Source organism: Aquabacterium sp. OR-4, from assembly GCF_025290835.2.
Taxonomy (GTDB): Bacteria; Pseudomonadota; Gammaproteobacteria; order Burkholderiales; family Burkholderiaceae_C; genus Pseudaquabacterium.
In genome coordinates this window covers 312,524-335,274 of the sequence record NZ_JAOCQD020000002.1, presented here as the reverse complement: position 1 = coordinate 335,274, position 22,751 = coordinate 312,524, and the positions used below count along the sequence as shown (strand labels likewise).

Sequence of the window (22,751 nt, the reverse complement as noted above, 5' to 3'; positions counted from 1 at the left end):
AATCGCTTTCTGCGGAGGTTTGACCGGGGGTTGGGCGTTGCCGGGCCGGCCCGGCAACGCACTGCCAAGCCGCCCATGCTGCGGTGCCTGGGGCCGCCGGGCAAGCGCGTTTGCAGCATGAGCATATGCCAGCAGACCCGGGTTTCTTGATCCAGGACAGGCCCCTCAACCATCGCGCAGCGGGGCGGAAACATAGCTTCACCTGGGCGCGCTAAGGTCAAACCATGAGACTTTGTGATCGCCGTCCCCCACCGGCCAGGCCATGGCCAGGCCCCGCCCGCCGCGCCCTGGCCGCGGCCGCCAGCGCGCTGCCGCGTGGCCTGGGCCCGGCCCTGGGCCTGGTGGCCGCCGCGCTGCTGGGCGCCTGCGCCACCGCCACGGCCCCGCTGCAGCCGCCCGGCGCCGCCGCAGCGCCGCCGGCCTGGCAACAGGCCCCGGCCGGCAGCGCCGCGGCCGAGCGGGTGCCCGAGGCCTGGTGGGCCGAACTGGGCGACGCGCAGCTGCAGCGCCTGATCACCCAGGCCGAGCAGCAGGCGCCCGACCTGCGCACTGCGCTGGTGCGGCTGCGCGAGGCGCGGGCGCGCCAGGCGCTGGCCGAGGCCGGGCGCGGGGCCAGCGTGACCGGCTCGCTGTCGGCCGCGCGCAGCCGCAGCAGTGCCGAGGCTGGCAGCGGCCGCAGCAGCAGCCTGTACGACGCCGGCTTCGATGCCAGCTGGGAGCTCGATCTGTTTGGCCGCCTGCAATCGGGCGTGGATGCGGCGGTGGCCGACACCACGGCCGCGGCTGCCGCCCACGGCGATGCGCTGGTCACGCTGCGCGCCGAGGTGGCGCGGCAGTATGTGGCGCTGCGCGGCCTGCAGGCCCAGCAGGCCGCGGCCGAGGCCAATCTGGCCCTGTTGGCCGACACCGCGCAGATTGCCGCCTGGCGCAGCCAGGCCGGCCTGGCCAGCACGCTGGACGTGGACGCCGCCGACGCCAGCCGCGACCAGACCCGCGCGCAGGCCGCCGTGCTGGCCGCCGGCGTGACCAGCGCGCGCCAGCAGCTCGAGCTGCTGCTGGGCCTGGCCCCCGGCGCACTGGCGGCCGAGCTGACGGCGGCCCGGCCGGTGCCGGCTTTGCCGGCCCGCGTGGCGCTGCCGATTCCGGCCGACACGCTGCGCCAGCGTGCCGACGTGCGCGCCGCGGCGGCGCAGTGGCAGGCCGAGGCCGGCCGCAGCGCGGTGGCCCAGGCCAACCTCAAGCCCAGGCTCACGCTCAGCGGCAGCATCGGCCTGCAGGCGCTGAGCCTGGGCGCGCTGGGTGATGGCGCCATGGGCTCGGCCGTGGCCGGCCTGACCGCGCCGATCTTCGACGCCGGGCGCCTGCGCGCCACGCTGGCGGCGCAGCAGGCCGTGCAGGACCGCTACGCCATCGCCTACGAGCAGGCCGTGCTGGGCGCGCTGACCGAGGTGGAAAGCGCGCTGGCCACGCTGGCCGGCCGCCGCGCCCAGGTGCAGGCGCTGGACACCGCCGCGCGCTCGGCGCGCCAGGTGGCCACGCTGGCCCGCCTGCGTTATGACAGCGGGCTGATCGACTTTCGCGCCGTGCTCGATGCGCAGCGCACCGCGCTGGGCCTGGACGACAGCCTGGCCGGCGCCCGCGCCGATGCGCTGGCCGCCTGGATCGCGCTCTACAAGGCCCTGGGCGGCGGCTGGCGCGAGCCGGCCGACGCACCGGGCGCCACCTCATCCCTCCCATCCCCCACCGCCGACGCCGCCCTGGCCGCCGCGCGAGGACATCAGCCATGAGCGATCCGCAGTCCCCCAGCCCCACCTCCGCAGGCACCACCGGCAGCGGCGCCGCGGTGGCCGATGTCATCGGTGCCGGCGCCTCGCCAGGCCGCCGCTGGGCCGGCTGGCTGCTGGGCGCCGTGCTGCTGGCCGGGCTGGCGGCCGGCGCCGCCTGGTGGTGGCAGGGCGGTGGCGGCACCAAGACCCTGCAGTACCGCAGCAGCCCGGCCACGCTGGGCACGCTGCGGGTGGGCGTGTCGGCCACCGGCAACCTGGAGCCGATCAACCAGGTGAATGTGGGCAGCGAGCTGTCGGGCACGGTCGAGGCGGTGCTGGTCGACGACAACGACCGGGTCAAGAAGGGCCAGGTGCTGGCCCGGCTCGACACCGCCAAGCTCGAAGACGCGGTGGCCAAGAGCGAGGCCGCGCTGGCCCAGGCCCAGGCCCAGGTCAAGCTGGCCCAGGCCACCACGCAGGAGTCGCGCGCCAGCCTGGCGCGGCTGCAGCAGGTGGCCCAGCTGTCGGGCGGCAAGGTGCCGGCGGCCAGTGAGCTGACCACCGCCGAGGCCACGCTGGCCCGCGCCGTGGCCAGCGAGGCCAGCATGCAGGCCGCCGTGCAGCAGGCCGTGGCCGCGCTGCGCTCGGACCGCACCAACCTGGGCAAGGCGCTGATCCGCTCGCCGATCGACGGCGTGGTACTGGCGCGCGAGGTCGAGCCGGGCCAGACGGTGGCCGCCAGCCTGCAGGTGGCCACGCTGTTCACGCTGGCCGAAAACCTGGCGCAGATGCAGCTGAAGGTCAATGTCGACGAGGCCGACGTGGGCCAGGTCAAGGCCGGCCAGAGCGCCAGCTTCAGCGTCGATGCCTATGCCGAGCGGCGCTTTCCGGCCCGCATCCTGCGCGTGGGCCTGGGCTCGACCACCACCAACAACGTGGTCTCGTACGCCACGCTGCTGGAGGTGGACAACGCCGACCTGAGCCTGCGCCCGGGCATGACCGCCACCGCCGACATCACCACCCTGGTGCGCGAGCAGGCGCTGCTGGTGCCGAACGCGGCGCTGCGCTGGTCGCCCCCGGCGGCGGCCGGGGCCGCTGGCGCGGGCGCCAGCGGGGCGCCCAAGAGCAGCCTGGTCAGCAGCCTGATGCCGCGCCCGCCGGGTGGTGCGCCGCGGCCCGGCGGCAACCCGGCCGCTGGCGCAGCCGCCAAGGCCGCGGCGCGCAGCGCCCAGCAGACCGTGTGGGTGCTGGGCACCGATGGCCGGCCGCAGCCGCTGGCGGTGACCGTGGGCGCCACCGACGGCAAGCTCACCCAGGTGACCGGTGGCGCGCTGCAGGCCGGCCAGGCGGTGATCACCGACAGCGCCGAGGCCAGCCGGTGAGCAGCGCCCCCGCTTGTGGCGCGCCGCTGATCGCGCTGCGCGGCGTGACCAAGACCTACGGCAGCGGCAACACCGCCTTCCAGGCCCTGCGCGGCGTGGATCTGATGGTGCAGCCGGGTGAGTTCGTGGCCGTGATGGGCCCCAGCGGCTCGGGCAAGAGCACGGCGATGAACATCCTGGGCTGCCTGGACACGCTCAGCAGCGGCAGCTACCGCTTTCGCGACGTGGCGGTGGAGGGGCTCGACCGCAACCAGCGCGCGCGCCTGCGCCGGCACTACCTGGGCTTCGTGTTCCAGGGCTTCAACCTGCTGGGCCGCACCTCGGCGCAGGAGAACGTGGAACTGCCGCTGCTCTACCGCGGGGCCAGTGCCGCCGAGCGCCACCGCGCCGCGCGCGAGGCGCTGGCCCAGGTGGGGCTGGACGGCTGGGGCCACCACACGCCGGCCGAGCTGTCGGGCGGCCAGCAGCAGCGCGTGGCGATTGCGCGCGCCATCGTCACCCAGCCGCAGGTGCTGCTGGCCGACGAGCCCACCGGCAACCTCGACACCCAGCGCAGCCGCGAGATCATGGACCTGATCGCCACGCTCAACCGCGAGCGCGGCATCACCGTGCTGATGGTCACCCACGAACCCGACATGGCGGCCTATGCGCGGCGCGTGGTGCGCTTTGTGGACGGCCGCGTCGACAGCGACCGGCCGCAGCCGCCGGTGATGTCGCCGGCCGTCGAGCCGGCCGAAGGAGCGCGCTGATGCTGTGGAGCACCCTGCTGCTGGCGCTGCGCGCCATCCGCCGCAACCTGCTGCGCTCGATGCTCACCACGCTGGGCATCGTGATCGGCGTGGCCGCGGTGATCACCATGGTCACGCTGGGCAATGGCGCCACGCAGTCGGTGGCCACGCAGATCTCCAGCCTGGGCAGCAACCTGCTGATCCTGCGCGCGGGCCAGCGCCCGGGGCCGGGCTCGTCGCAGGGCGCACCGCCGCTGAAGCTGGCCGATGCCGACGCCATCCAGGCCCAGATCGACGGCGTGCAGGCCGTGGCGCCCACCGTGTCCAAGAGCGCCACGGCCATCGCCGCGGCCAAGAACTGGAGCACCCAGGTCACCGGCAGCACCAACGCGTACTTCCTGGCCGGCAACTGGACGCTGGCCGCCGGCCGCGAGTTCAGCGACAACGAGCTGCGATCCGGCCGCGCCGTCTGCGTGCTGGGCGACCGCGTCAAGCGCGAGCTGTTCGGCAGCGGCAACCCGGTGGGCGCCGAGCTGCGCATCAAGGACTTCAGCTGCGAGGTCATCGGCCTGCTGGCGGTGAAGGGCCAGGGCGCGATGGGCAACGACCAGGACGACCTGGTGGTGATGCCGCTGCGCACCGCCCAGCGCCGCCTGACCGGCAGCACCGACATCGCCGGCGTGATGGTCTCGGCCCGCGACGCCGATGCCACCACCAAGGTCAAGGCGCAGATGGAGGAGCTGATGCGCGAGCGCCGCAAGATCGGCGAGAGCGCCAGCGACGACTTCAACGTGCTCGACACCAAGCAGCTGGCCGACACCCTGTCCAGCACCATCCGCACCATGACCACGCTGCTGGGCGCGGTGGCCGCGGTAAGCCTGCTGGTGGGCGGCATCGGCATCATGAACATCATGCTGGTCAGCGTGACCGAGCGCACCCGCGAGATCGGCATCCGCCTGGCCATCGGTGCGCTCGAGCGCGAGGTGCTGCTGCAGTTCCTGATCGAGGCCATCGTGCTGTCGGCCTTTGGCGGCCTGCTGGGCATTGCACTGGCGGCGGTGGCCAGCGTCGGGCTGTCGCAGGTGCTGGCACTGCCGTTCACCTTCCAGCCGCGCATCAACGGCCTGGCCTTCGTGTTCTCGGCGGCCATCGGCATGATCTTCGGCTACTTTCCGGCGCGCCGGGCGGCCGCACTGAACCCGATCGAGGCCTTGCGCCACGAGTAGGCCGGCGGGGGGCGGTGGCCTGGCGCGGTGGGGCGCGGTGGCGCGCAGGGGAGGCGCAGTGGTGGCGCAGGGGTGGCGGCTTTGCGCGATGATCGGTGCATGTCCCGACACCCCCTCCACCGCAGCCTGGCTGCTGCGCTGACAGCACGGCTGCCGGTGCGGCTTCCAATGCCGCTGTTGATGCCACTGCTGGCCTCGCTGCTGGTGCTGGCCACCGGCTGCGCCAGCCTGCACACCGTTCTGCCCGCGGCCGGCCAGGACGAGGCCGCCGCTGGGCTGGGCCAGCATCAGGGCACGGGCGCTGGCGGCATCCACCACCGCCGCGCGCACCGTCTCGTCCAGCTTGCGCCAGGTGGTGCCCTGGCGGTTGAGCAGGCGCTCCCAGCCGGCGGCGGCCAGCCAGCCGTCCAGCCCGGCCGGACCGGTGGGCACGCCGGCCTTCTTGAAGTCATGGAACTGGTGCGCATGGCCATGCTCGGTGAGCCAGGCGCGGGCGCGCTTGACCGTGTCGCAGTTGGCAATGCCGTGCAGGCAGGTGGAGCTCATGGTGACGGTTCGGGGTGCGGCTCGGGAAAGCCTTGGGAGGGAGAGGCCGCGCTCAACGCGGGGGTCGGAAGCCGCGCTCAGCGCGGGGGTTCGGAAGCCGCGCTCAGCGCGGGGGTTCGGAAGCCGCGCTCAGCGCGGCGTGGGCAGTTCGCAGCGTGGGTCGGGCATCTGGCTGCCGCCGCCGATCACCCGGCCCTGGGCGCTCAGGGTCACGGCAAACACCAGGCAGTCGTTGTTGGCATAGCGCCAGTACCAGGTCTCGCGGTCCTGGTATTCGCGCTGGCGTTCGCCGGGGCGGCCCAGCAGGCGCAGCAGGGCGGCGCGGCTCATGCCGTCGGCCACGCGGCGCAGGTGCGGCAGGTCGAGCACCTGCTCGGCCTGGCTGACGCGGCCGCCTGCATCAAGGTCGACCATGTAGGTCTCGCGCCCCATCGGCCCGCGGGCAAACTCGAGCCGCGTGCCACCGTCGGGCATGGCGTAGCGGGCGCTGGGCGGGCCGAGGGCGGCCACGGCGGCGGCCTCGTCCTGGCCGGCCGCGGGCAGAACGGTGTGCAGGCTGGCGCAGCCGGTGGCCAGCACCAGCAGCGAGGCCAGCAGTGGCATCAACAGCGGCATTGGAAGCCGCACCGGCAGCCGTGCTGTCAGCGCAGCAGCCAGGCTGCGGTGGAGGGGGTGTCGGGACATGCACCGATCATCGCGCAAAGCCGCCACCCCTGCGCCACCACTGCGCCTCCCCTGCGCGCCACCGCGCCCCACCGCGCCAGGCCACCGCAGAACCCCAGGAGACCCGGCATGGAACAGCGCGTGCGCGTGACGATCAGCGAGAGCGGCGTGGCCGAGGTGGCCCTCACCCGCGCCGACAAGATGAACGCGCTGGACATGGCCATGTTCGAGGCCATTGCCGCGGCCATCGCCCAGCTCCGCAACGAGCCCCGGGCGCGTGTGGTGGTGCTGCATGGCGAAGGCCGGGCCTTTTGCGCCGGGCTCGACATGGGCCGCTTCGCCAAGATCGCCGATGGCGCCGACGGCGGCGTGCGCGACCTGCGCACCCGCACCCATGGCATCGCCAACTCGGCGCAGTTTCTCGGCCTGGGCTGGCGCGAGCTGCCGGTGCCGGTGATCGCGGCGGTGCAGGGCGTGGCCTTTGGCGGCGGCCTGCAGCTGGCGCTGGGCGCCGACATCCGCCTGATCGCGCCCGACGCGCGCATGAGCGTGATGGAGATCAAGTGGGGCCTGGTGCCCGACATGGCCGGCGTGGCGCTGATGCGCGGCCTGGTGCGCGACGATGTGGCGCGCGAACTCACCTACACCGGCCGCGAGGTGGCCGGCGACGAAGCCGTGCGCCTGGGCCTGGCCACGCGGGTGTGCGCCGACCCGCTGGCCGAGGCCCGCGCCATGGCCCAGGCCATCGCGGCGCGCAGCCCCAGCGCCATCCGCGCCGGCAAGCGCCTGATGAACCTGGCCGGCCAGACCCTCGACGCCAGCGCGGCCCGCCTGCTGCAGGCCGAGAGCGACGAGCAGGCGGCCCTGATGGGCGCACCGCACCAGGTGGAGGCGGTGCGCGCCAACCTGGACAAGCGCGCGCCGGTGTTCGTGGATTGAGGCCGCAGCCCATCCCGGCCCCGGGCCCGAGCCCAAGCCCTGGCCGGCACCGGCGCCACGCCGCAGCCCGGGCCACCGCGGCGCCGGCCCGCCCGCAGCGCTGACATGCAGCGCACCGACGCGCTGCGCGCGCTGATCGCCAACCGCCTTTCGGCCTGGGCCCACCATGAGCCCGATGCCGGCGCCTGCAAGCCGGCGGCCGTGGGCCTGGTGATCGCCGACGAAGGCACCGGCGCCGCGCTGCGTGGCCTGACCGGCAAGCCGCGCGGCTGGAGCACCCGCGCGGCGCTGATCCTCACCCGCCGCGCCGCGCGCATGAACCGCCATGCCGGCCAGTGGGCGCTGCCGGGCGGCCGCATGGACGCCGGCGAGACCGCCGAGCAGACCGTGCTGCGCGAGCTGGCCGAGGAGGTGGGCCTGGTGCTCGACCCGGGCGTGGTGCTGGGCCGGCTGGACAGCTTTGTCACCCGCTCGGGCTATGCCATCACGCCGGTGGTGCTGTGGGCCGGCGCCGCGCGTGTGCTGCAGGCCAATCCCGACGAGGTGGCCAGCATCCACCGCATACCGCTGGCCGAGCTGCTGCGCGAGGACGCGCCGATGCTCGAGCCGCTGGAAGGCAGCGCGCACCCGGTGCTGAAGATGCCGGTGGGCCGCCAGTGGATCGCCGCGCCCACCGCGGCGCTGCTGTACCAGTTTCGCGAGGTGTGCCTGCAGGGCCGGGCCACCCGCGTGTGGCACTTCGAGCAGCCGCGCTTCGCCTGGCGTTGAGAGGCACGGCCGCCGGCTGGTGCGGCCAGTTGGGGCTGGAAGCGGTCTGGCCCCGCCACCGGCCTTGCAACCGGCCTTGCCACCGGCCTGTCACCGGCGCCTCACCTTCACATGTCTGCGCTTCACGCCGCAGCAAAGCGCCGCCCGGACAGTGCGGCGCGGGACACCTTGCGCCACATGCGTCGCGGGTTCCTTCACCTGGATGTCCTGTCCGACACATGGCGCCGGGTGATCTCGCCACCTCCAACACCAGGAACCACCTTCCATGAACAGATCTTCTCCAAGCGGCAGCCCGCCCGACACCGTGCTGCGCCGGCGCGGCGCGCTGGGCGCGATCAGCGGCCTGGGCGCCTTGTCGCTGCTGGGCTGCGGCGGCGGCAGCGGCGGCGGCATTGCCACGGCCACCAGCAGCGGCAGCGTGGCGGGCGCCGGCAGCCTGGCCATCGACGCCGCCACCGAGGAAGCCATGTCCTCGATCCTGGCCAGCGCGGCCACCTGCAGCGTGCAGCCCGACGAGACCGAGGGCCCGTACCCGCTGCGCGCCATCCTGGGCAACGCCGCGCTGCAGCGTGCCGACATCACCGCCGGCAAGACCGGTCTGCCGCTCACCCTGCGCATCAAGCTGGTGGACGTGAACAAGGGCTGCGCCCCGATCAGCGGCGCCTGGGTCTACATCTGGCACTGCGACAAGGACGGCCTGTACTCGGGCTACGACGCCAGCAACAACGCCGGCCAGGCCAGCTACGACTACCTGCGCGGCGTGCAGCAAAGCAGCAGCGCCGGCCTGGTGACCTTCAAGACCGTCTACCCCGGCTGGTACGCGGGCCGCATCACGCACATCCACTGCATGGTGTTCCTGGCCGGCAGCAGCCTGGCCAGCACCACGGTCTCGGTGTGCACCACGCAGTTCGCGTTTCCGCTGGCCATCACCACCGCGGTCTACAACACCGCGCTGTATGCCAAGGGCCAGAACAGCTCGGTGACCAGCTTTGCCGCCGACAACGTGTTCAGCGACGGCACCTCGGTGCAGATGCTGGCACTGTCGGGCAGCGCCAGCGCAGGCTATGCCGGCGGCATCGTGCTGGGGGTCGACCAGACCCATGTGGCCTCCACCGGCAGCACAGGCGGCGACACCGGCGGCGGCACCCCGCCGGGTGGCGGCACCCCGCCCGGCGGTGGCACCCCCCCGGGCGGCGGCACCCCACCCGGCGGTGCCGGGCCCATCGGCTGATGCGTGGCCTGCGCCGTGCCTCTCGAACCTCTCGTCAATCAGGAAACCCCATGACCATCCGTCTTGCCGCCCGCAGCGGCTTTCAAGGTGCCGCCCGCTCGCTGGTGCTGGCCGCCACCTGCGCCTGCCTGCCCGCCTGGGCCAGCGACAACCTGGTGGACAACGCCAGCTTTGAAAGCGGCCTGTCGGGCTGGCTCAGCAGCGGGGATGTCGGCTGGATCAGCGGCTCGGCCGCCGATGGCCTGGCATCGGCCGTGCTGGCCACCGCCGACGCCGCGCTCACCTGGACCCTGGCCACGGCCGTGGACGTGAGCCAGATCACCGACTTCAGCCTGGCCGTGCAGAACGACGGCGGCGCGCTGAACCTGGTGGTGCTGGGCTACGCCGACGGCAGCAGCAGCGGCACCGAGGTGATGCTGTTCGACCTGGGCAACGCCGACTGGACGCGCTACAGCCTCACCGACCAGCTGGCCGCCGGTCAGCAGCTGCTGAGCTTCACCCTCTACGGCAGCAGCGGCGGCGCCACCTTGCTGGACGCGGTGCGCCTGGCCACCGTGTCCAGCGTGCCCGAGCCCGGCCGTGCCGTGCTGCTGGCCGGCGGGGCCCTGCTGCTGGGCGCGCTGGGCCGCCGCCGCAGCCGCGCCTGAACGGGCAGGCCCCTGGCCGCTGATGCGCGATGATGGGGTGTTGCCACACGCCAGCCATCGCGCATGCTGCCCAGCCTGGATCTCACGCCGCCACGTCGGCGCGCCCGCCCTGCCCAGGCGGGTGATCGCCATCGCCATGGCCAAGGCCATGGCCGGCGCCAGCGCCGCCCGCCGCGCCGCCTGGCCGGCCTGCTGGCCTGCGCGCTGGTCAGCCTGCTGGCCGTCACTGCTGGTGCGGCCGGCGGCAATGTGCTCAAGCCCTGGCTGGGCGCGGGCGATCAGGCCGCCGCGCCCTGGCATGTGGTGGGCCTGCCGCGCCAGGCCAAGCCCTTCACGCAGTTTCGCGTGGTGGCGCTCGAGGGCGAGCGGGTGCTGCGCGTCGAGGCCGACCAGTCCTACGGCAACCTGGTGATGGCCGTGCCGCCCGACACCGCCGCGCACAGCCTCAGCTGGCGCTGGCGGCTCGACGAGGCCAATGCCCAGGCCGACCTGCGCCGCAAGGACGGCGACGACTCGGCGCTGAAGGTCTGCGCGTTTTTTGACGAGCCGCTGTCGGCCGTGCCCTTTGTCGAGCGCCAGCTGCTGCGCATGGCGCGTGGCCTGAGCAGCGAGCCGCTGCCGGCCGCCACCGTGTGCTACGTGTGGGATTCGCGGCTGGCGCCCGGCACCACGCTGGTCAACGCCTTCACGCGGCGGGTGCGGCTGATCGTGCTGCGCGGCCCCGAATCACCGCTGCACCGCTGGCACACCGAGCAGCGCGACATCGTGGCCGACTACATGCGCCTGTTCGGCGACGAGACCGACAGCGCGCCGCCGCTGATGGGCGTGGGCCTGGGCGGTGACGCCGACAACACCCATGGCCGCAGCCTGGGCCACCTGGCCGACCTGAGCCTGCAGTGAGCCTGCTGTGATGCTGCAGTGGCCATGCGGTGCCCGCCGGGCCGCCATGTGCCCGCGCAGCAGGTTCATTCACAACGTGTCAGTGCCCGCCCACCACCACCGGCACCTCGGTGGCCGGTGGCGTGTTGCGGCTGCGGCCGCAGCGCACGATGCCGTCGATCATCACCATGCCCACGCCGGGAATGTCGCCGAGCTGAACGCTGTCCAGCAGCGTCTTGCCGGCGCTGTGCTGGGCGCGATCCATGAACACGAAGTCGGCGTCTCGGCCGACCTCGATCAGGCCGCAGTTCAGCGAGCGGATGCGCGCGGTGTTGCCGGTGGCAAAGCAGAACACCAGCTCGGCCGGGATGTTGCCCAGCGAGGACAGCAGGCTGATCAGCCGCAGCATGCCCAGCGGCTGCACGCCCGAGCCGGCCGGCCCGTCGGTGCCCAGGATCACGCGGTGCGGGCACTTCAGCTGCAGCGCGGCCTGCGCCGCGGCAATGGCCACGCGCTCGTTGCCGTTGTGCACGATCTCGATCGCGCGGCTGCTCTTCTCGCACAGCGTGCACACGTCGCGCTCGGGCAGGCTGGTGTGGCCGCCATTGATGTGGCCGATGACATCGGCATCGGCCTCCAGCACCACGTCCTTGTCGATCAGGCCCGAGCCCGGGATGCTGGGCCCGCCGGTGTGGATGGTGCTCTGGATGCCGTGCTTGCGCGCCCAGGCCACCATCTGCTGGGCCTCATAGCCGGCCTTCACCGAGCCCAGACCCACCTCGCCCAGCAGCTTCACGCCGGCGGCGGCCAGCTCGGCAAAGTCGCTCTCGACCATGCCCTTCTCGATGACGGGCGCGCCGGCCAGCACCTTGACGCCGCCGGGGCGGAAGTTGTCGAACGCCCGCTGCGCGGTGATGGCCAGGGCCTTCAGGCCCACGATGTCCTTCGGCCGGCCGGGCAGGTGCACCTCGCCGGCCGAGATCATGCTGGTGACGCCGCCGTGCATGGTGCTGTCGATCCAGCCGATCTGGTTCTGCCGCGGCGTCCAGTCGCCGAACACCGGGTGCACATGGCTGTCGATCAGGCCCGGCGCCACGCAGGTGCCGCGGGCATCGATCAGCGTGTCGGGCTCGCCCGCATCGACATCCTTCTCGCGGCCCACGGCGGTGATCACGCCATCCATCACCACGATGCAGTCGGCATCGAGGATCGGCCGCTCGAGATCGCCCGAGAGCATCAACCCGATGTTGCGGATCACCACCTTGCCGGACTTCGCGCCCGCTGCCACTTCGGCCATTGCCCCGTCACTCCATCATGCTGTTGATGTAGTGCAGGCTACATGAATCAGGCTGGCCGTTCAAGGGCCGGGGCCGGCTGCCGAGGCGGCGCCGCCCCGGGGCAGGGCGCTCAGGCCGCCACGCTGCGCTGCACGGTGTCGACCACATGGGCCTCCCAGTGCACCAGCGCGGCGGGGGCCTCGAGGTTCTCGCCCAGAAACGCCGACAGCGTGTGCCGGTTGCTGAGGTAGAAGTAGGCCATCGCGGCAATCGTCAGGTACACGTCGCGGGCGGCCAGGCCGCTGCGGAACACGCCCTGGCCCACACCGCTTTGCAGCACGCGGTCGGTGATGTCGATCACCGGCGACGAGTACTCGCGCGCCTTGGCGCTCTTGGCCAGGTGGCGGCCGCGGTGCAGGTTCTCGGTGTTGAGCAGGGTGATGAACTCGGGGTGCTGCTGGTAGTAGCGCCAGACGAAGCGGATCACCTGCTCGAGCGCGCGCTGCGGCTGCGTCACGTCGAGGTCGAGCGCCTGCTCGGCCTCGTTGAAGCGGCGGTAGGTGTCTTCGAGCACCGCGACGAACAACCCCTCCTTCGACCCGAAGTAGTAGTAGATCATCCGGTCGTAGGACTTGGCCGCCTTGCTGATGGCCTCGATGCGGCCACCGTCGAAGCCGCTCTTGGCAAACACCTTGGTGGCCGCGCGCAGGATGGCCTCGCGCGTGGCCTGCGCGGCCAGCTCGCGCACGCCGGGCTTGCGGGTGCCGTCGGCGCGGGTCTTGGTGGCCTTGCCGGCCTTGGCGGCGGGCTGGCGGCGCGTGGTGGCCATGCGCTTGCGGCCGTGGCTTACTGCTCGACGAAGGCGCGTTCGACCACGTAGTCGCCCGGCGTCGAGGTGTTGCCTTCCTTGAAGCCGCGCTGCTCGAGCAGCACCTTCAGGTCTTTGAGCAGGCCCGGGCTGCCGCAGATCATCACGCGGTCTTCGGCCGGGCTCAGGGGCGGCACGCCCAGGTCGCTGAACAGCTTGCCGCTGCTGATCAGGTCGGTGCTGCGGCCCTGGTTCTTGAACGGCTCGCGCGTGACCGTGGGGTAGTACTTGAGCTGCTTGCTCACCATCTCGCCCAGGAACTCGTGCTGCGGCAGCTCCTGCGTGATGTAGTCGTGGTAGGCCAGCTCCTTCACCTCGCGCACGCCGTGCACCAGGATCACCTCCTCGAAGCGCTCGTAGGTCTCGGGGTCGCGGATGATGCTCATGAACGGCGCCAGGCCGGTGCCCGAGCTCAGCAGGTACAGGCGCTTGGCCGGCAACAGGTAGTCGACCACCAGGGTGCCGGTGGGCTTCTTGCCCACGATCAGCGTGTCGCCCGGCTGGATGTGCTGCAGCTTGCTGGTCAGCGGGCCGTCCTGCACCTTGATGCTCAGGAACTCGAGCGTCTCCTCGTAGTTGGCGCTGGCCACGCTGTAGGCACGCAGCAGCGGCTTGCCGTTGACGCGCAGGCCGATCATCGTGAAGTGGCCGTTCGAGAACCGCAGCGCCGGGTCGCGCGTGGTGGTGAAGGAGAACAGGCGGTCCGTCCAGTGGTGAACGGTCAGGACTTTTTCTTCGAGGAAGGCGCTCATGGTGCTGTGCTGCGAGTGACGGGGGCGACGGAAGGAGTGAGTGCAATGAACGTGCCGCGGGCGGGCCGGGCACGCGGCGGGCATGCGGCTTGCACCACCTGCTGCGATGAATGTAGCATCGGCTACATCAAACGTTAAGCAGGCACTACATGAAAGGCCGGCGCCCGATGCAAGTCCGCATTTTGCCTCAGACCCGGGGTTTCCCTGACCGGGCTGGTTTTGCGCCAGCGCAGTGCAGGGTGCACCATGCCTGACCACGAGCACACCAAGACGGACGGCCTGGGCGAACTGCCGGCCGTGCCCGCTGCAGCCGAGGCGGTGCCCGCGCGTGCCGACTGGCGCGCCGCACCGCGCAACGACAAGATGGCCGCGCACAAGCTCGAGTGCAATGCCTGCCCGGTGCTGTGTCAGATCAGCGAGGGCAAGGCCGGCGCCTGCGACCGCTACGCCAACCAGGGCGGCAGCCTGGTTCGGGTGGACCCGGTGCTGATCGTCGACCGGCGCCTGGCTGCCGGTGCGGCCGGCGCGCTGGTGCCGTTTCTGGCCACGCCGGCCGGGCCCGATGCGGCTGGCCTGGCCGTGGCCGCCAGCGTGGTCGAAAGCCCGGCTGAAAACCCGGCCACCAACCCGGCCACCAACCTGGCCACCAACCCGGCCGGCGCCGAGCCGGCCGACGGCGAGCGCTGGTTCGTCACCGCCGTGGGTGCCTCGACCACCTACCCCGACTACAAGCCCGCGCCCTTCATCGTGGGCTCGCAGGTGCAGGGGGTGGACATGGTCACCGTGGTCACCGAAGGCATCTTCAGCTACTGCAGCCTGAAGCTGAAGATCGACACCGACCGCTGGCTCGGCCCCGAGCAGGCCAATGTGCGCTGCAAGGGCGAGGTGGTGGGCCATGTGTCCACCGCCGAGTACGGCTCGCAGATGCTCAGCCTGGGCGGCGTGCACCACATCACCGGCGGCAGCAAGAAGGAAGGCCGCATCACGGTGGAGATGATGCAGGCGCTGGGCAACCAGCAGGCGATGGAGCTGAGCATCGACGGCGGCGCCACCATCGTGGTGCAGGCCGGCCGGCCGCCCATCGTCAACGGCCAGCCCGAGACGCGCATGCGCGTGGGCTGCGGCTCGGCCACGGTGGGCATCTTTGCCGAGCAGTTCAAGGGCGTGGCCGACGAGGTGGTGGTGGTCGACGACCACATCACCGGCGTGCTCACCGAGCACCAGGCCGGCCGCTGCCTGCAGATGCGGCCCTCGGGCCTGAAGGTGCGCGGCCGCAAGAGCACGCCGGGGCGCTGGTTCCAGGTGGCCAACCCGGGCAACGGCTGGGGCGGCACCGATCTGAGCGATCCGCTGGCCATCGTCGAGGGCTGGGACGCCGGCCAGGCCTGGCCCGGCCAGCGCCTGCTGTTCACCAGCACCACCGGCGAGCATGCCGCCTGGTATGTGCTCGACGCCGCGCTGAAACCCCAGCCGGCGGCCATGCCCGAGGCCGCGCGCACCATCGTCGAGCGCATCGGCGAGAACTGCGAGCCCGCGCTGTGCACCGTGCTGTTCATCGGCGGCGCCGGCGGCAGCCTGCGGGCCGGCGTCACCGACAACCCGGTGCGGCTCACCCGGGCCATCAAGCAGGCGGTGGTCAATGTCACCTGCGGCGGTGCGCCGGCCTATGTGTGGCCCGGCGGCGGCATCACGGTGATGGTGGACGTGACCCGCATGCCGGCGCGCAGCTTTGGCACCGTGCCCACGCCGGCCATCGTGGCGCCTATCGAGTTCACCATGCGGGCCAGCGACTACCAGGCGCTGGGCGGCCACATGGCCTATGTGCGGCCGCTGGCCCAGGTGCTGGCCACCGGCGCCTGGCACCGCGACGGCGCCCCGCTGGCGCGCCAGGCCATTGCGGCCGGGCCGGCCAATGCCTGGCCGCTGGCCAGCGGGCCCTTGCTCGGCTAGCCGATGTCGCCACCTTGCATCTTTGCGGCCCCCAGGGCCCCGGCCGGGGCCACCCCGCGGCCCCGGGGCCGCCTGCCCGCTGGGGCGGCCTGCTAGGGCCGAGGCGCCATGTCCGCTGCAACCCGCGCCGCACTGGCCGACGGCCGCTGGCACTTCCAGCACGGGCCGATCGACCTGGTGCTGGCCGCCAACGGCGAGCCCGCGGCCGTGGCCGCGGCCCATGCGCAGGCCTGGGCGCGCTTCCAGCCGCTGCTGGCCGAACTGGTGGCCGAGCTGCCGCTGCTGCGCCAGCCGCTGCACAGCGCGGCGCCGCCGCGGCTGCGGGGCGCCGTGGCGCAGCGCATGGTGGCGGCCTGCCTGCCGTTTGCCGGCCACATCGTCATCACGCCGATGGCCGCGGTGGCCGGTGCGGTGGCGCAGGAGATCGTGGCCGCCTACCAGCGCCCGGGCATCCGCCGCGCCTGGGTCAACAACGGCGGCGACATCGCCTTGCACCTGGCGGCGGGCAGCGAGGTCAGCGTGGGCCTGTATGCCGATCTGGCGCGGCTGGATGCCGCCGCCGTGGCGCGCACCGTGGCGGGGCAGGGCACGGTGGATGGCCGCTTCACGGTGCACGCGCACAGTGCCGTGCGCGGCGTGGCCACCAGCGGCTGGCGCGGGCGCAGTTTCTCGCTGGGCATTGCCGACAGCGTGACCGTGCTGGCCGCCACCGCCGCCCAGGCCGATGCCGCCGCCACGGTGATCGCCAATGCGGTGAATGTTGATCACCCGGGCATCGTGCGGTGCCCGGCCAGAGCGCTGCGCGACGACAGCGACCTGGGCGAGATCCTGGTCACCACCGCGGTGCCGCCGCTGCCGCCCGATCAGGTGCGCCAGGCACTCGCCGCGGGCCTGCGCTGCGCCCGGGCGCTGCAGGGCCAGGGCCTGATCGCCGGGGCGGCGCTGGTGTGTCAGGGTTCTCTCGCTCGAAGCCCCGAAACTCAGCCGCTACAGTGCGTGGCCTGACACCTTGGTTCAGTAATTGCTAAACGAATCGACATGAGCCTGATCGACATCCGCCGCGTGTTCACCAGCGTCGAAGACATCTTCCACGAGGGTGGCCCGCGCGCCGCCCGGCCGCTGCGCCGCGGCAGCATTGCCGCCGTCCTGACCAACCCCTATGCCGGCCGCTACGAGGCCGACATCCTGCCGATGATGGCGGCGCTCAACCCCGTGGGCCTGGACCTGGCGCAGCGCCTGCTGGCCGCGATGGCCGTGCCGGTGGCCGACATCCAGGGCTATGGCAAGGGCGCCATCATCGGCGCCGCCGGCGAGCACGAGCACGGTGCGCTGTGGCATGTGCCGGGCGGCTATGCCATGCGCGAGCTGCTGGGCTGGAAGGGCGACGCCGCGGCCTATGCCGCCGGCCAGGGCGAGGCCAAGACCGGCCAGCCGGCCAACGCGCTGGCCATCGTGCCCAGCACCAAGAAGGTGGGCGGCCCCGGCTGCACGCTGGACGTGCCGTTGACCCACATCAACGCCAGCTATGTGCGCAGCCACTTCGACGCCATCGAGGTGCGCGTACCCGGCGCGCCGCGGCCCGACGAGATGGTGGTGATCCTGGCCATGAGCACCGGCCCGCGGGTGCATGCCCGCGTCGGCGGCCTGGCGGCCGACGCCATTGCCAAGTGGGACGGCCAACGCTGATCGCAACGAGGAGCACACCATGAGCGCACAGATCCGCAAGCTCGTCGTCCAGGTGGACGAAACCCACCGCGAGATGGGCCGCGACATCCACCCGCCCACCCGCCGCGCGCTGGCCATCGCGGTGATCGCCAACCCGTATGCCGGGCGCTATGCCGAGAACCTGGACGAGCTGATCGCCATCGGCGAAGAGCTGGGCGGCCTGCTGGGCAACCGCTGCGTGCAGGCGCTGGGCCTGTCGCCCGGCGCGGCGCACAGCTATGGCAAGGCGGCCATCGTGGGCGAGGCCGGCGAGCTGGAGCACGCCGCGGCCATCCTGCACCCCAAGCTGGGCGCGCCGCTGCGCGCGGCGGTCGAGAAGGGCGCCGCGCTGGTGCCCTCGGCCAAGAAGCTGGGCGGCCTGGGCACGGCCATCGACGTGCCGTTGGGCCACAAGGACGCCGCCTTCGTGCGCAGCCACTTTGACGCCATCGAGGCCCGCGTGGCCGATGCGCCGCGCGCCAACGAGATCGTGGTGGCGGTGGCCGTCACCGACAGCGGCCGGCCGCTGCCGCGCGTGGGCGGCCTGCAGGCCCATGAGATCGAGGGGCGCGACGGCTTGCGCTGAGCGCGCCACCGCCACAGCGCCCTGTCACCGCAGCCCGGGCCAGTTCGGGCTATCGTTCCTTTCTTCCCCCACATCCTGTCGAGGATCCAGACCATGTTCCGCAGAAGCTTCATCGCCACCGCCGCCCTTGCCACGATGGGCGCGGCAGCCCTGACCCCGGTTGCCGCGCAGGGCGTGATCAAGATCGGCGAGGTCAACAGCTACAAGGTCCAGCCCGCCTTCCTGGAACCCTACAAGAAGGGCATGGAGCTGGCCGTCGAGGAGGTCAATGCCGCCGGCGGCGTCAACGGCGCCAAGCTGCAGCTGATCACGCGTGACGACAACGGCAACCCGGGCGACGCGGTGCGTGCCGCCGAAGAGCTGGTGTCGCGCGAGAAGGTCGACGTGCTGACGGGCGCCTTCCTGTCCAACATCGGCCTGGCGCTGACCGACTTTGCCAAGCAGAAGAAGTTCTTCTACCTGGCCAGCGAGCCGCTGACCGACAAGATCGTCTGGGGCAGCGGCAACAAGTACACCTTCCGCCTGCGCCCCAGCACCTACATGCAGAGCGCGATGCTGGTGCCCGAGGCGGCCAAGCTCAAGAAGAAGCGCTGGGCCGTGGTGTACCCCAACTACGAGTACGGGCAGAGCGCGGTGGCCACCTTCAAGGCGCTGCTCAAGGCCGCCCAGCCCGATGTGGAGTTCGTGGCCGAGCAGGCTCCGCCGCTGGGCAAGCTCGACGCCGGCAGCGTGGTGCAGGCCCTGGCCGATGCCAAGCCCGATGCGATCTTCAACGTGCTGTTCGGGGCCGACCTGGCCAAGTTCGTGCGCGAGGGCAATACCCGCGGCCTGTTCCAGAGCCGCACCGTGGTCAGCCTGCTGACCGGCGAGCCCGAGTACCTCGATCCGCTGAAGGACGAGACGCCCGATGGCTGGATCGTCACCGGCTACCCCTGGTACGGCATCCAGACGCCCGAGCACAAGGCCTTCTTCCTGGCCTATCACCGCAAGTACAACGACTACCCGCGCCTGGGCTCGGTGGTGGGCTACAGCACCATCAAGAGCCTGGCCGCCGGCATCGCCAAGGCCAAGAGCACCGACACCGAGAAGCTGATCACCGCCTTCCGCGGCCTGCAGCTCGAGACGCCGATGGGCAAGATCACCTACCGCGCGCAGGACCACCAGTCGACCATGGGCGCCTACGTGGGCAAGACCAAGAACGACAAGGGCAAGGGCACGATGGTCGACTACGTGTACTTCGACGGCGCCAAGTTCCAGCCGAGCGATGCCGAGGTGGCCAAGCTGCGCCCGGGCAACTGATCCCCCCGAAGCGCCTGCGGCGCCTCCCCCCAGGGGGCGCCGCCGATGGTCCGGCACAGCCGGTGCCATGGCGGCCGCTGGGCCGGGCCGTGCCTTGCTCACTCATTCGCCTTGATTCGCCTTCGGATGAACTTCTCAGGTTTTGTCGTTCAACTGCTCAATGGCCTGGCCGGCGCATCGTCGCTGTTCCTGGTGGCCGCGGGGCTGTCGCTGATCTTCGGCGTCACGCGCATCGTCAACTTTGCGCATGGCTCGTTCTTCATGCTGGGCGTCTATGGCGCCTACACGCTGGTCGAGCAGGTCGGTCCGGTGCTCGGCTTCTGGCCCGCGCTGGCGCTGGCGGCGGTGGGCGTGGGGGTGTTCGGTGCGCTGGTCGAGGTGACGCTGCTGCGCCGCATCTATCGCGCGCCCGAGCTGTTCCAGCTGCTGGCCACCTTTGCGCTGGTGCTGGTGATCAAGGACGCGGCGCTGGCCTTCTGGGGCGCCGAAGACCTGCTGGGCCCGCGGGCACCGGGCTTTACCGGTTCGATCGACATCCTGGGCCGGCGCTTTCCCACCTACGACCTGCTGCTGATCGTGGTCGGGCCGCTGGTGCTGGGCGCGCTCACGCTGCTGCTCACCCGCACCCGCTGGGGCACCCTGGTGCGCGCCGCCACCCAAGACCGCGAGATGGTGGGCGCGCTCGGGGTCAACCAGGCCTGGCTGTTCACCAGCGTGTTTGCGCTGGGCGCGCTGCTGGCCGGCCTGGGCGGGGCGCTGCAGCTGCCGCGTGAGCCGGCCTCGCTGAACCTCGATCTGCTGACCATCGGCGATGCCTTCGTGGTGGTGGTGGTGGGCGGCATGGGCTCGATCCCCGGCGCCTACGTGGCGGCCCTGCTGATTGCCGAGATCAAGGCGCTGTGCGTGGGCATCGGCACGGTCGATCTGTTCGGCATCGCCTTCAGCTTCAGCAAGCTCACGCTGGTGGCCGAGTTTCTGGTGATGGCCGTGGTGCTGGTGTGGCGCCCCTGGGGCCTGATGGGCCGCGCGCAGGCCGCCACCCGCAATGTGGGCGAGGCCGAGGCGCCGCTGCGCGCCGCCGGCCGGCCGCTGCTGATCGGCGCGGCCGTGCTGCTCACCGGCCTGGTGCTGCTGCCGGTGCTGGCGGGCGAGGGCAGCTACGGCGTGGTGCTGGCCATCGATCTGCTCACCGCCGCGCTGTTTGCCGCCAGCCTGCACTTCATCATGGGCCCGGCGGGCATGCACTCGTTCGGCCATGCGGCCTACTTCGGCCTGGGCGCCTATGCCGCGGCGCTGCTGATGCTCAAGGCCGGCTGGCCGATGGAGGCGGCGCTGCTGGTGTCGCCGCTGGCGGCCGCGGCCGGCGGTGTGCTGTTCGGCTGGTTCTGCGTGCGGCTGTCGGGCGTGTACCTGACCATGCTGACGCTGGCCTTCGCGCAGATCTGCTGGTCGATCACCTTCCAGTGGGACGATGTCACCGGCGGCAGCAACGGCCTCACCGGCGTGTGGCCGGCCGAGTGGCTGAGCGACAAGCGCATGTACTACTGGCTGACCCTGGCGCTGGTGACGGCCGGCGTGCTGGCGCTGCGCCGCGTCTTGTTCTCGCCATTCGGCTATGCCATGCGGGCCGGGCGCGACTCAGCGCTGCGGGCCGATGCCATCGGCATCGACGTCAAGGCCAACCAGTGGGCGGCCTTTGTGGTGGCGGCGCTGTTTGCCGGCCTGGCCGGTGCGCTGTTCGCGTTCAGCAAGGGCAGCATCTCGCCCGATGCGATGAGCGTGGGCAAGAGCGTCGACGGCCTGGTGATGGTGCTGCTGGGTGGCGTGCAAACCCTGGCCGGCCCGGTGGTGGGCGCGGTCACCTTCAGCTGGCTGCAAGACAGCGTGGCACGTGGCACCGAGTACTGGCGCGCCATGCTGGGCGGCACCATCTTGCTGCTGGTGCTGGCCTTTCCCCAGGGCATCGCGGGCTTTGCGGCCCGCCTGGCCGAGCAGATCGCGGATCGCCGCAGGACCACCGCATGAGCCTTCTTTCGGTCAACAACCTGGGCAAGACCTTCGGCGGCAACCGCGCCGTCGACGGCATCAGCTTCAACGTGGCGGCCGGCGAGCTGCTGGCGCTGATCGGCCCCAACGGCGCCGGCAAGAGCACCACCTTCAACATGGTCAACGGGCAGCTCAGGCCCGACAGCGGCTCGATCCGCCTGGCCGACCAGGAGCTGATCGGCCGCAAGCCGCGCCAGATCTGGAAGCAGGGCGTGGGCCGCACCTTCCAGATCGCCGAGACCTTTGCGTCACTCACCGTGATCGAGAACGTGCAGATGGCCCTGCTGTCGGCCGATGGCCGGCTGTACGCCATGTGGCGCCGCGCCGCCGATCACCGCCGCGCCGACGCGATGGCCCTGCTCAGGCAGGTGGGCATGGCCACGCAGGCCGACCGGCCCTGCAGCGTGCTGGCCTATGGCGACGTCAAGCGGGTGGAGCTGGCCATCGCGCTGGCCAACGACCCCAAGCTGCTGCTGATGGACGAACCCACCGCCGGCATGGCGCCCAAGGAGCGCAACGACTTGATGGCCCTGACCAAACGCCTGGTGCTCGAGCGCGGCCTGGCGGTGCTGTTCACCGAGCACAGCATGGACGTGGTGTTTGCCCATGCCGACCGCGTGATCGTGCTGGCCCGCGGCCGCCTGATCGCCGAAGGCACGCCGGCCGAGATCCGCCAGCACCCCAAGGTGCAGGAGGTCTACTTCGGCAGCGGCGCCACCTTCGAGAAGAAGGCCGAGGTGGCCGCATGACCGCCGAGACCTTGCTGGAGGTCAACAGGCTCGCCGCCTGGTACGGCGCTGCGCAGATCCTGTTCGATGTCGGGCTCGAGGTGAAGCGTGGCGAGGTGGTGGCGCTGATGGGCCGCAACGGCGCCGGCAAGAGCACCACGCTGAAGGCCGTGATGGGCCTGCTGGCGCGGCGCGCCGGGCAGGTGCGGTTCATGGGCCGCGACGTGTCGCGCCTGGAGCCGCACGACATCGCCCGCCTGGGTCTGGGCTGGGTGCCTGAAGACCGGCGCGTGTTCAGCGATCTGAGCGTGATGGACAACCTGGCCGTGGGCCAGCAGCCGCCGCGCCGCTGGCCCGATGGCTCGGCCGCGCCGGCCTGGACGCCCGAGGCGCTGTTCAAGCTGTTTCCCAACCTGGGCGAGATGCCCGATCGGCCCGGCGGCCGCATGAGCGGTGGCGAGCAGCAGATGCTGACCGTGGCGCGCACGCTGATGGGCAACCCCTTCGTGGTGCTGCTCGACGAGCCCAGCGAGGGCGTGGCGCCGGTGATCGTGGAGCAGATGGCGCAGATGATCCTGGCGCTCAAGCGCCAGGGCGTCAGCATCCTGCTGTCGGAACAGAACATGCATTTCGCCGAACTGGTGTCCGACCGCGCCTATGTGCTCGAGAAGGGCCAGATCCGCTGGCAGGGCACGATGGCCGAACTGGCGGCCGACGAGGCCGTGCGGCGCGCCTATCTGTCGATGTGAGCGTTCAGTTGTCATTC

Annotated in this window: 21 protein-coding genes and 1 pseudogene; 17 read left to right on the top strand and 5 right to left on the bottom strand. The window is 71.9% G+C overall.

Translation table 11 applies throughout. The annotated features are described in order from the left end of the window. The first annotated feature begins 224 nt into the window (after positions 1 to 224). Genes N4G63_RS13680 through N4G63_RS13665 form a run of 4 tightly spaced genes read left to right on the top strand, consistent with a single transcriptional unit; the run spans position 225 to position 5,102 of the window. Positions 225 to 1,787, top strand: a complete 1,563-nt coding sequence (locus N4G63_RS13680; RefSeq protein ID WP_314599813.1) for an efflux transporter outer membrane subunit — start codon at positions 225 to 227, stop codon at positions 1,785 to 1,787. Next, entirely contained in the window at positions 1,784 to 3,148 is a 1,365-nt protein-coding gene (locus tag N4G63_RS13675; RefSeq protein ID WP_260786023.1) for an efflux RND transporter periplasmic adaptor subunit, read from the top strand. Before N4G63_RS13680 ends, N4G63_RS13675 begins: the two co-directional genes overlap by 4 nt. Continuing rightward, positions 3,145 to 3,897 carry an ABC transporter ATP-binding protein gene (locus N4G63_RS13670; RefSeq protein WP_260786022.1) on the top strand — a complete coding sequence of 251 codons (753 nt, stop codon included), beginning with the start codon at positions 3,145 to 3,147 and terminating at the stop codon, positions 3,895 to 3,897. The genes N4G63_RS13675 and N4G63_RS13670 overlap by 4 nt, the downstream gene beginning before the upstream one ends. Continuing rightward, positions 3,897 to 5,102, top strand: coding sequence for an ABC transporter permease (locus N4G63_RS13665; protein WP_260786021.1), 1,206 nt, complete (start codon positions 3,897 to 3,899; stop codon positions 5,100 to 5,102). The genes N4G63_RS13670 and N4G63_RS13665 overlap by 1 nt, the downstream gene beginning before the upstream one ends. A gap of 270 nt (positions 5,103 to 5,372) precedes the next feature. Here N4G63_RS13665 and N4G63_RS13660 read toward each other — a convergent pair. Together N4G63_RS13660 and N4G63_RS13655 are read right to left on the bottom strand one after the other, a co-directional pair. Continuing rightward, positions 5,373 to 5,648 (bottom strand): annotated as a pseudogene (locus N4G63_RS13660) (ArsC/Spx/MgsR family protein); the annotation flags it as partial. Positions 5,649 to 5,777: 129 nt separating this feature from the next. Further along, complete coding sequence (locus N4G63_RS13655; RefSeq protein WP_314599812.1) at positions 5,778 to 6,332, bottom strand: hypothetical protein; 555 nt, start codon at positions 6,330 to 6,332, stop codon at positions 5,778 to 5,780. 108 nt (positions 6,333 to 6,440) lie between these two features. Here N4G63_RS13655 and N4G63_RS13650 point away from each other — a divergent pair, with 108 nt between their 5' ends. The 5 genes from N4G63_RS13650 to N4G63_RS13630 all read left to right on the top strand — a co-directional run bounded on the left by N4G63_RS13650 (position 6,441) and on the right by N4G63_RS13630 (position 10,796). Further along, positions 6,441 to 7,250, top strand: a complete 810-nt coding sequence (locus tag N4G63_RS13650; RefSeq protein WP_260786018.1) for a crotonase/enoyl-CoA hydratase family protein — start codon at positions 6,441 to 6,443, stop codon at positions 7,248 to 7,250. A gap of 105 nt (positions 7,251 to 7,355) precedes the next feature. Continuing rightward, positions 7,356 to 8,018 (top strand): NUDIX hydrolase, encoded by a 663-nt coding sequence (locus N4G63_RS13645; protein ID WP_260786017.1) that lies wholly within the window; start codon positions 7,356 to 7,358, stop codon positions 8,016 to 8,018. 265 nt (positions 8,019 to 8,283) lie between these two features. Continuing rightward, positions 8,284 to 9,249, top strand: coding sequence for an intradiol ring-cleavage dioxygenase (locus N4G63_RS13640; RefSeq protein ID WP_314599811.1), 966 nt, complete (start codon positions 8,284 to 8,286; stop codon positions 9,247 to 9,249). A gap of 50 nt (positions 9,250 to 9,299) precedes the next feature. Beyond that, entirely contained in the window at positions 9,300 to 9,896 is a 597-nt protein-coding gene (locus N4G63_RS13635; RefSeq protein ID WP_314599810.1) for a PEP-CTERM sorting domain-containing protein, read from the top strand. Positions 9,897 to 9,959: 63 nt separating this feature from the next. Then, on the top strand, positions 9,960 to 10,796 hold the full coding sequence (locus N4G63_RS13630) for a DUF3047 domain-containing protein (RefSeq protein WP_260786015.1): 837 nt from the start codon (positions 9,960 to 9,962) through the stop codon (positions 10,794 to 10,796). Between the two features lie 79 nt (positions 10,797 to 10,875). Here N4G63_RS13630 and N4G63_RS13625 read toward each other — a convergent pair whose 3' ends face one another. The 3 genes from N4G63_RS13625 to N4G63_RS13615 form a co-directional block, all read right to left on the bottom strand. Further along, entirely contained in the window at positions 10,876 to 12,072 is a 1,197-nt protein-coding gene (locus tag N4G63_RS13625; RefSeq protein ID WP_260786014.1) for an amidohydrolase family protein, read from the bottom strand. Between the two features lie 110 nt (positions 12,073 to 12,182). Further along, on the bottom strand, positions 12,183 to 12,881 hold the full coding sequence (locus N4G63_RS13620) for a TetR/AcrR family transcriptional regulator (protein ID WP_260786013.1): 699 nt from the start codon (positions 12,879 to 12,881) through the stop codon (positions 12,183 to 12,185). 17 nt (positions 12,882 to 12,898) lie between these two features. After that, positions 12,899 to 13,672, bottom strand: a complete 774-nt coding sequence (locus tag N4G63_RS13615; RefSeq protein ID WP_260786012.1) for a ferredoxin--NADP reductase — start codon at positions 13,670 to 13,672, stop codon at positions 12,899 to 12,901. 246 nt (positions 13,673 to 13,918) lie between these two features. On the opposite strand from N4G63_RS13615, the gene N4G63_RS13610 reads away from it, so the two are divergent. From N4G63_RS13610 to N4G63_RS13575, 8 genes are all read left to right on the top strand, one after another. Then, a complete protein-coding gene (locus N4G63_RS13610; protein ID WP_260786011.1) occupies positions 13,919 to 15,622 on the top strand; it encodes a 6-hydroxynicotinate reductase in 1,704 nt (567 codons plus the stop codon). A gap of 108 nt (positions 15,623 to 15,730) precedes the next feature. Beyond that, complete coding sequence (locus N4G63_RS13605; RefSeq protein WP_260786010.1) at positions 15,731 to 16,627, top strand: UPF0280 family protein; 897 nt, start codon at positions 15,731 to 15,733, stop codon at positions 16,625 to 16,627. A gap of 39 nt (positions 16,628 to 16,666) precedes the next feature. Then, positions 16,667 to 17,308, top strand: a complete 642-nt coding sequence (locus tag N4G63_RS13600) for an amino acid synthesis family protein (protein WP_260786698.1) — start codon at positions 16,667 to 16,669, stop codon at positions 17,306 to 17,308. Between the two features lie 19 nt (positions 17,309 to 17,327). After that, entirely contained in the window at positions 17,328 to 17,912 is a 585-nt protein-coding gene (locus N4G63_RS13595) for an amino acid synthesis family protein (RefSeq protein WP_260786009.1), read from the top strand. A gap of 93 nt (positions 17,913 to 18,005) precedes the next feature. Then, on the top strand, positions 18,006 to 19,211 hold the full coding sequence (locus N4G63_RS13590) for an ABC transporter substrate-binding protein (RefSeq protein WP_443112056.1): 1,206 nt from the start codon (positions 18,006 to 18,008) through the stop codon (positions 19,209 to 19,211). Positions 19,212 to 19,337: 126 nt separating this feature from the next. Then, on the top strand, positions 19,338 to 21,236 hold the full coding sequence (locus N4G63_RS13585) for an ABC transporter permease (protein ID WP_260786008.1): 1,899 nt from the start codon (positions 19,338 to 19,340) through the stop codon (positions 21,234 to 21,236). After that, complete coding sequence (locus N4G63_RS13580) at positions 21,233 to 22,006, top strand: ABC transporter ATP-binding protein (RefSeq protein ID WP_260786007.1); 774 nt, start codon at positions 21,233 to 21,235, stop codon at positions 22,004 to 22,006. Before N4G63_RS13585 ends, N4G63_RS13580 begins: the two co-directional genes overlap by 4 nt. Continuing rightward, positions 22,003 to 22,734, top strand: coding sequence for an ABC transporter ATP-binding protein (locus N4G63_RS13575; protein ID WP_260786006.1), 732 nt, complete (start codon positions 22,003 to 22,005; stop codon positions 22,732 to 22,734). The genes N4G63_RS13580 and N4G63_RS13575 overlap by 4 nt, the downstream gene beginning before the upstream one ends. The last annotated feature ends 17 nt before the right edge of the window (positions 22,735 to 22,751 follow it).

Bases quoted from the DNA above. Each gene is read 5' to 3' on its own strand.
- N4G63_RS13680 (WP_314599813.1), top strand. From the start codon at position 225: ATGAGACTTTGTGATCGCCGTCCCCCACCGGCCAGGCCATGGCCAGGC.
- N4G63_RS13675 (WP_260786023.1), top strand. From the start codon at position 1,784: ATGAGCGATCCGCAGTCCCCCAGCCCCACCTCCGCAGGCACCACCGGC.
- N4G63_RS13665 (WP_260786021.1), top strand. From the start codon at position 3,897: ATGCTGTGGAGCACCCTGCTGCTGGCGCTGCGCGCCATCCGCCGCAAC.
- N4G63_RS13655 (WP_314599812.1), bottom strand. From the start codon at position 6,332: ATGTCCCGACACCCCCTCCACCGCAGCCTGGCTGCTGCGCTGACAGCA.
- N4G63_RS13650 (WP_260786018.1), top strand. From the start codon at position 6,441: ATGGAACAGCGCGTGCGCGTGACGATCAGCGAGAGCGGCGTGGCCGAG.
- N4G63_RS13645 (WP_260786017.1), top strand. From the start codon at position 7,356: ATGCAGCGCACCGACGCGCTGCGCGCGCTGATCGCCAACCGCCTTTCG.
- N4G63_RS13640 (WP_314599811.1), top strand. From the start codon at position 8,284: ATGAACAGATCTTCTCCAAGCGGCAGCCCGCCCGACACCGTGCTGCGC.
- N4G63_RS13635 (WP_314599810.1), top strand. From the start codon at position 9,300: ATGACCATCCGTCTTGCCGCCCGCAGCGGCTTTCAAGGTGCCGCCCGC.
- N4G63_RS13630 (WP_260786015.1), top strand. From the start codon at position 9,960: ATGCTGCCCAGCCTGGATCTCACGCCGCCACGTCGGCGCGCCCGCCCT.
- N4G63_RS13625 (WP_260786014.1), bottom strand. From the start codon at position 12,072: ATGGCCGAAGTGGCAGCGGGCGCGAAGTCCGGCAAGGTGGTGATCCGC.
- N4G63_RS13620 (WP_260786013.1), bottom strand. From the start codon at position 12,881: ATGGCCACCACGCGCCGCCAGCCCGCCGCCAAGGCCGGCAAGGCCACC.
- N4G63_RS13615 (WP_260786012.1), bottom strand. From the start codon at position 13,672: ATGAGCGCCTTCCTCGAAGAAAAAGTCCTGACCGTTCACCACTGGACG.
- N4G63_RS13610 (WP_260786011.1), top strand. From the start codon at position 13,919: ATGCCTGACCACGAGCACACCAAGACGGACGGCCTGGGCGAACTGCCG.
- N4G63_RS13605 (WP_260786010.1), top strand. From the start codon at position 15,731: ATGTCCGCTGCAACCCGCGCCGCACTGGCCGACGGCCGCTGGCACTTC.
- N4G63_RS13595 (WP_260786009.1), top strand. From the start codon at position 17,328: ATGAGCGCACAGATCCGCAAGCTCGTCGTCCAGGTGGACGAAACCCAC.
- N4G63_RS13590 (WP_443112056.1), top strand. From the start codon at position 18,006: ATGTTCCGCAGAAGCTTCATCGCCACCGCCGCCCTTGCCACGATGGGC.
- N4G63_RS13585 (WP_260786008.1), top strand. From the start codon at position 19,338: ATGAACTTCTCAGGTTTTGTCGTTCAACTGCTCAATGGCCTGGCCGGC.
- N4G63_RS13580 (WP_260786007.1), top strand. From the start codon at position 21,233: ATGAGCCTTCTTTCGGTCAACAACCTGGGCAAGACCTTCGGCGGCAAC.
- N4G63_RS13575 (WP_260786006.1), top strand. From the start codon at position 22,003: ATGACCGCCGAGACCTTGCTGGAGGTCAACAGGCTCGCCGCCTGGTAC.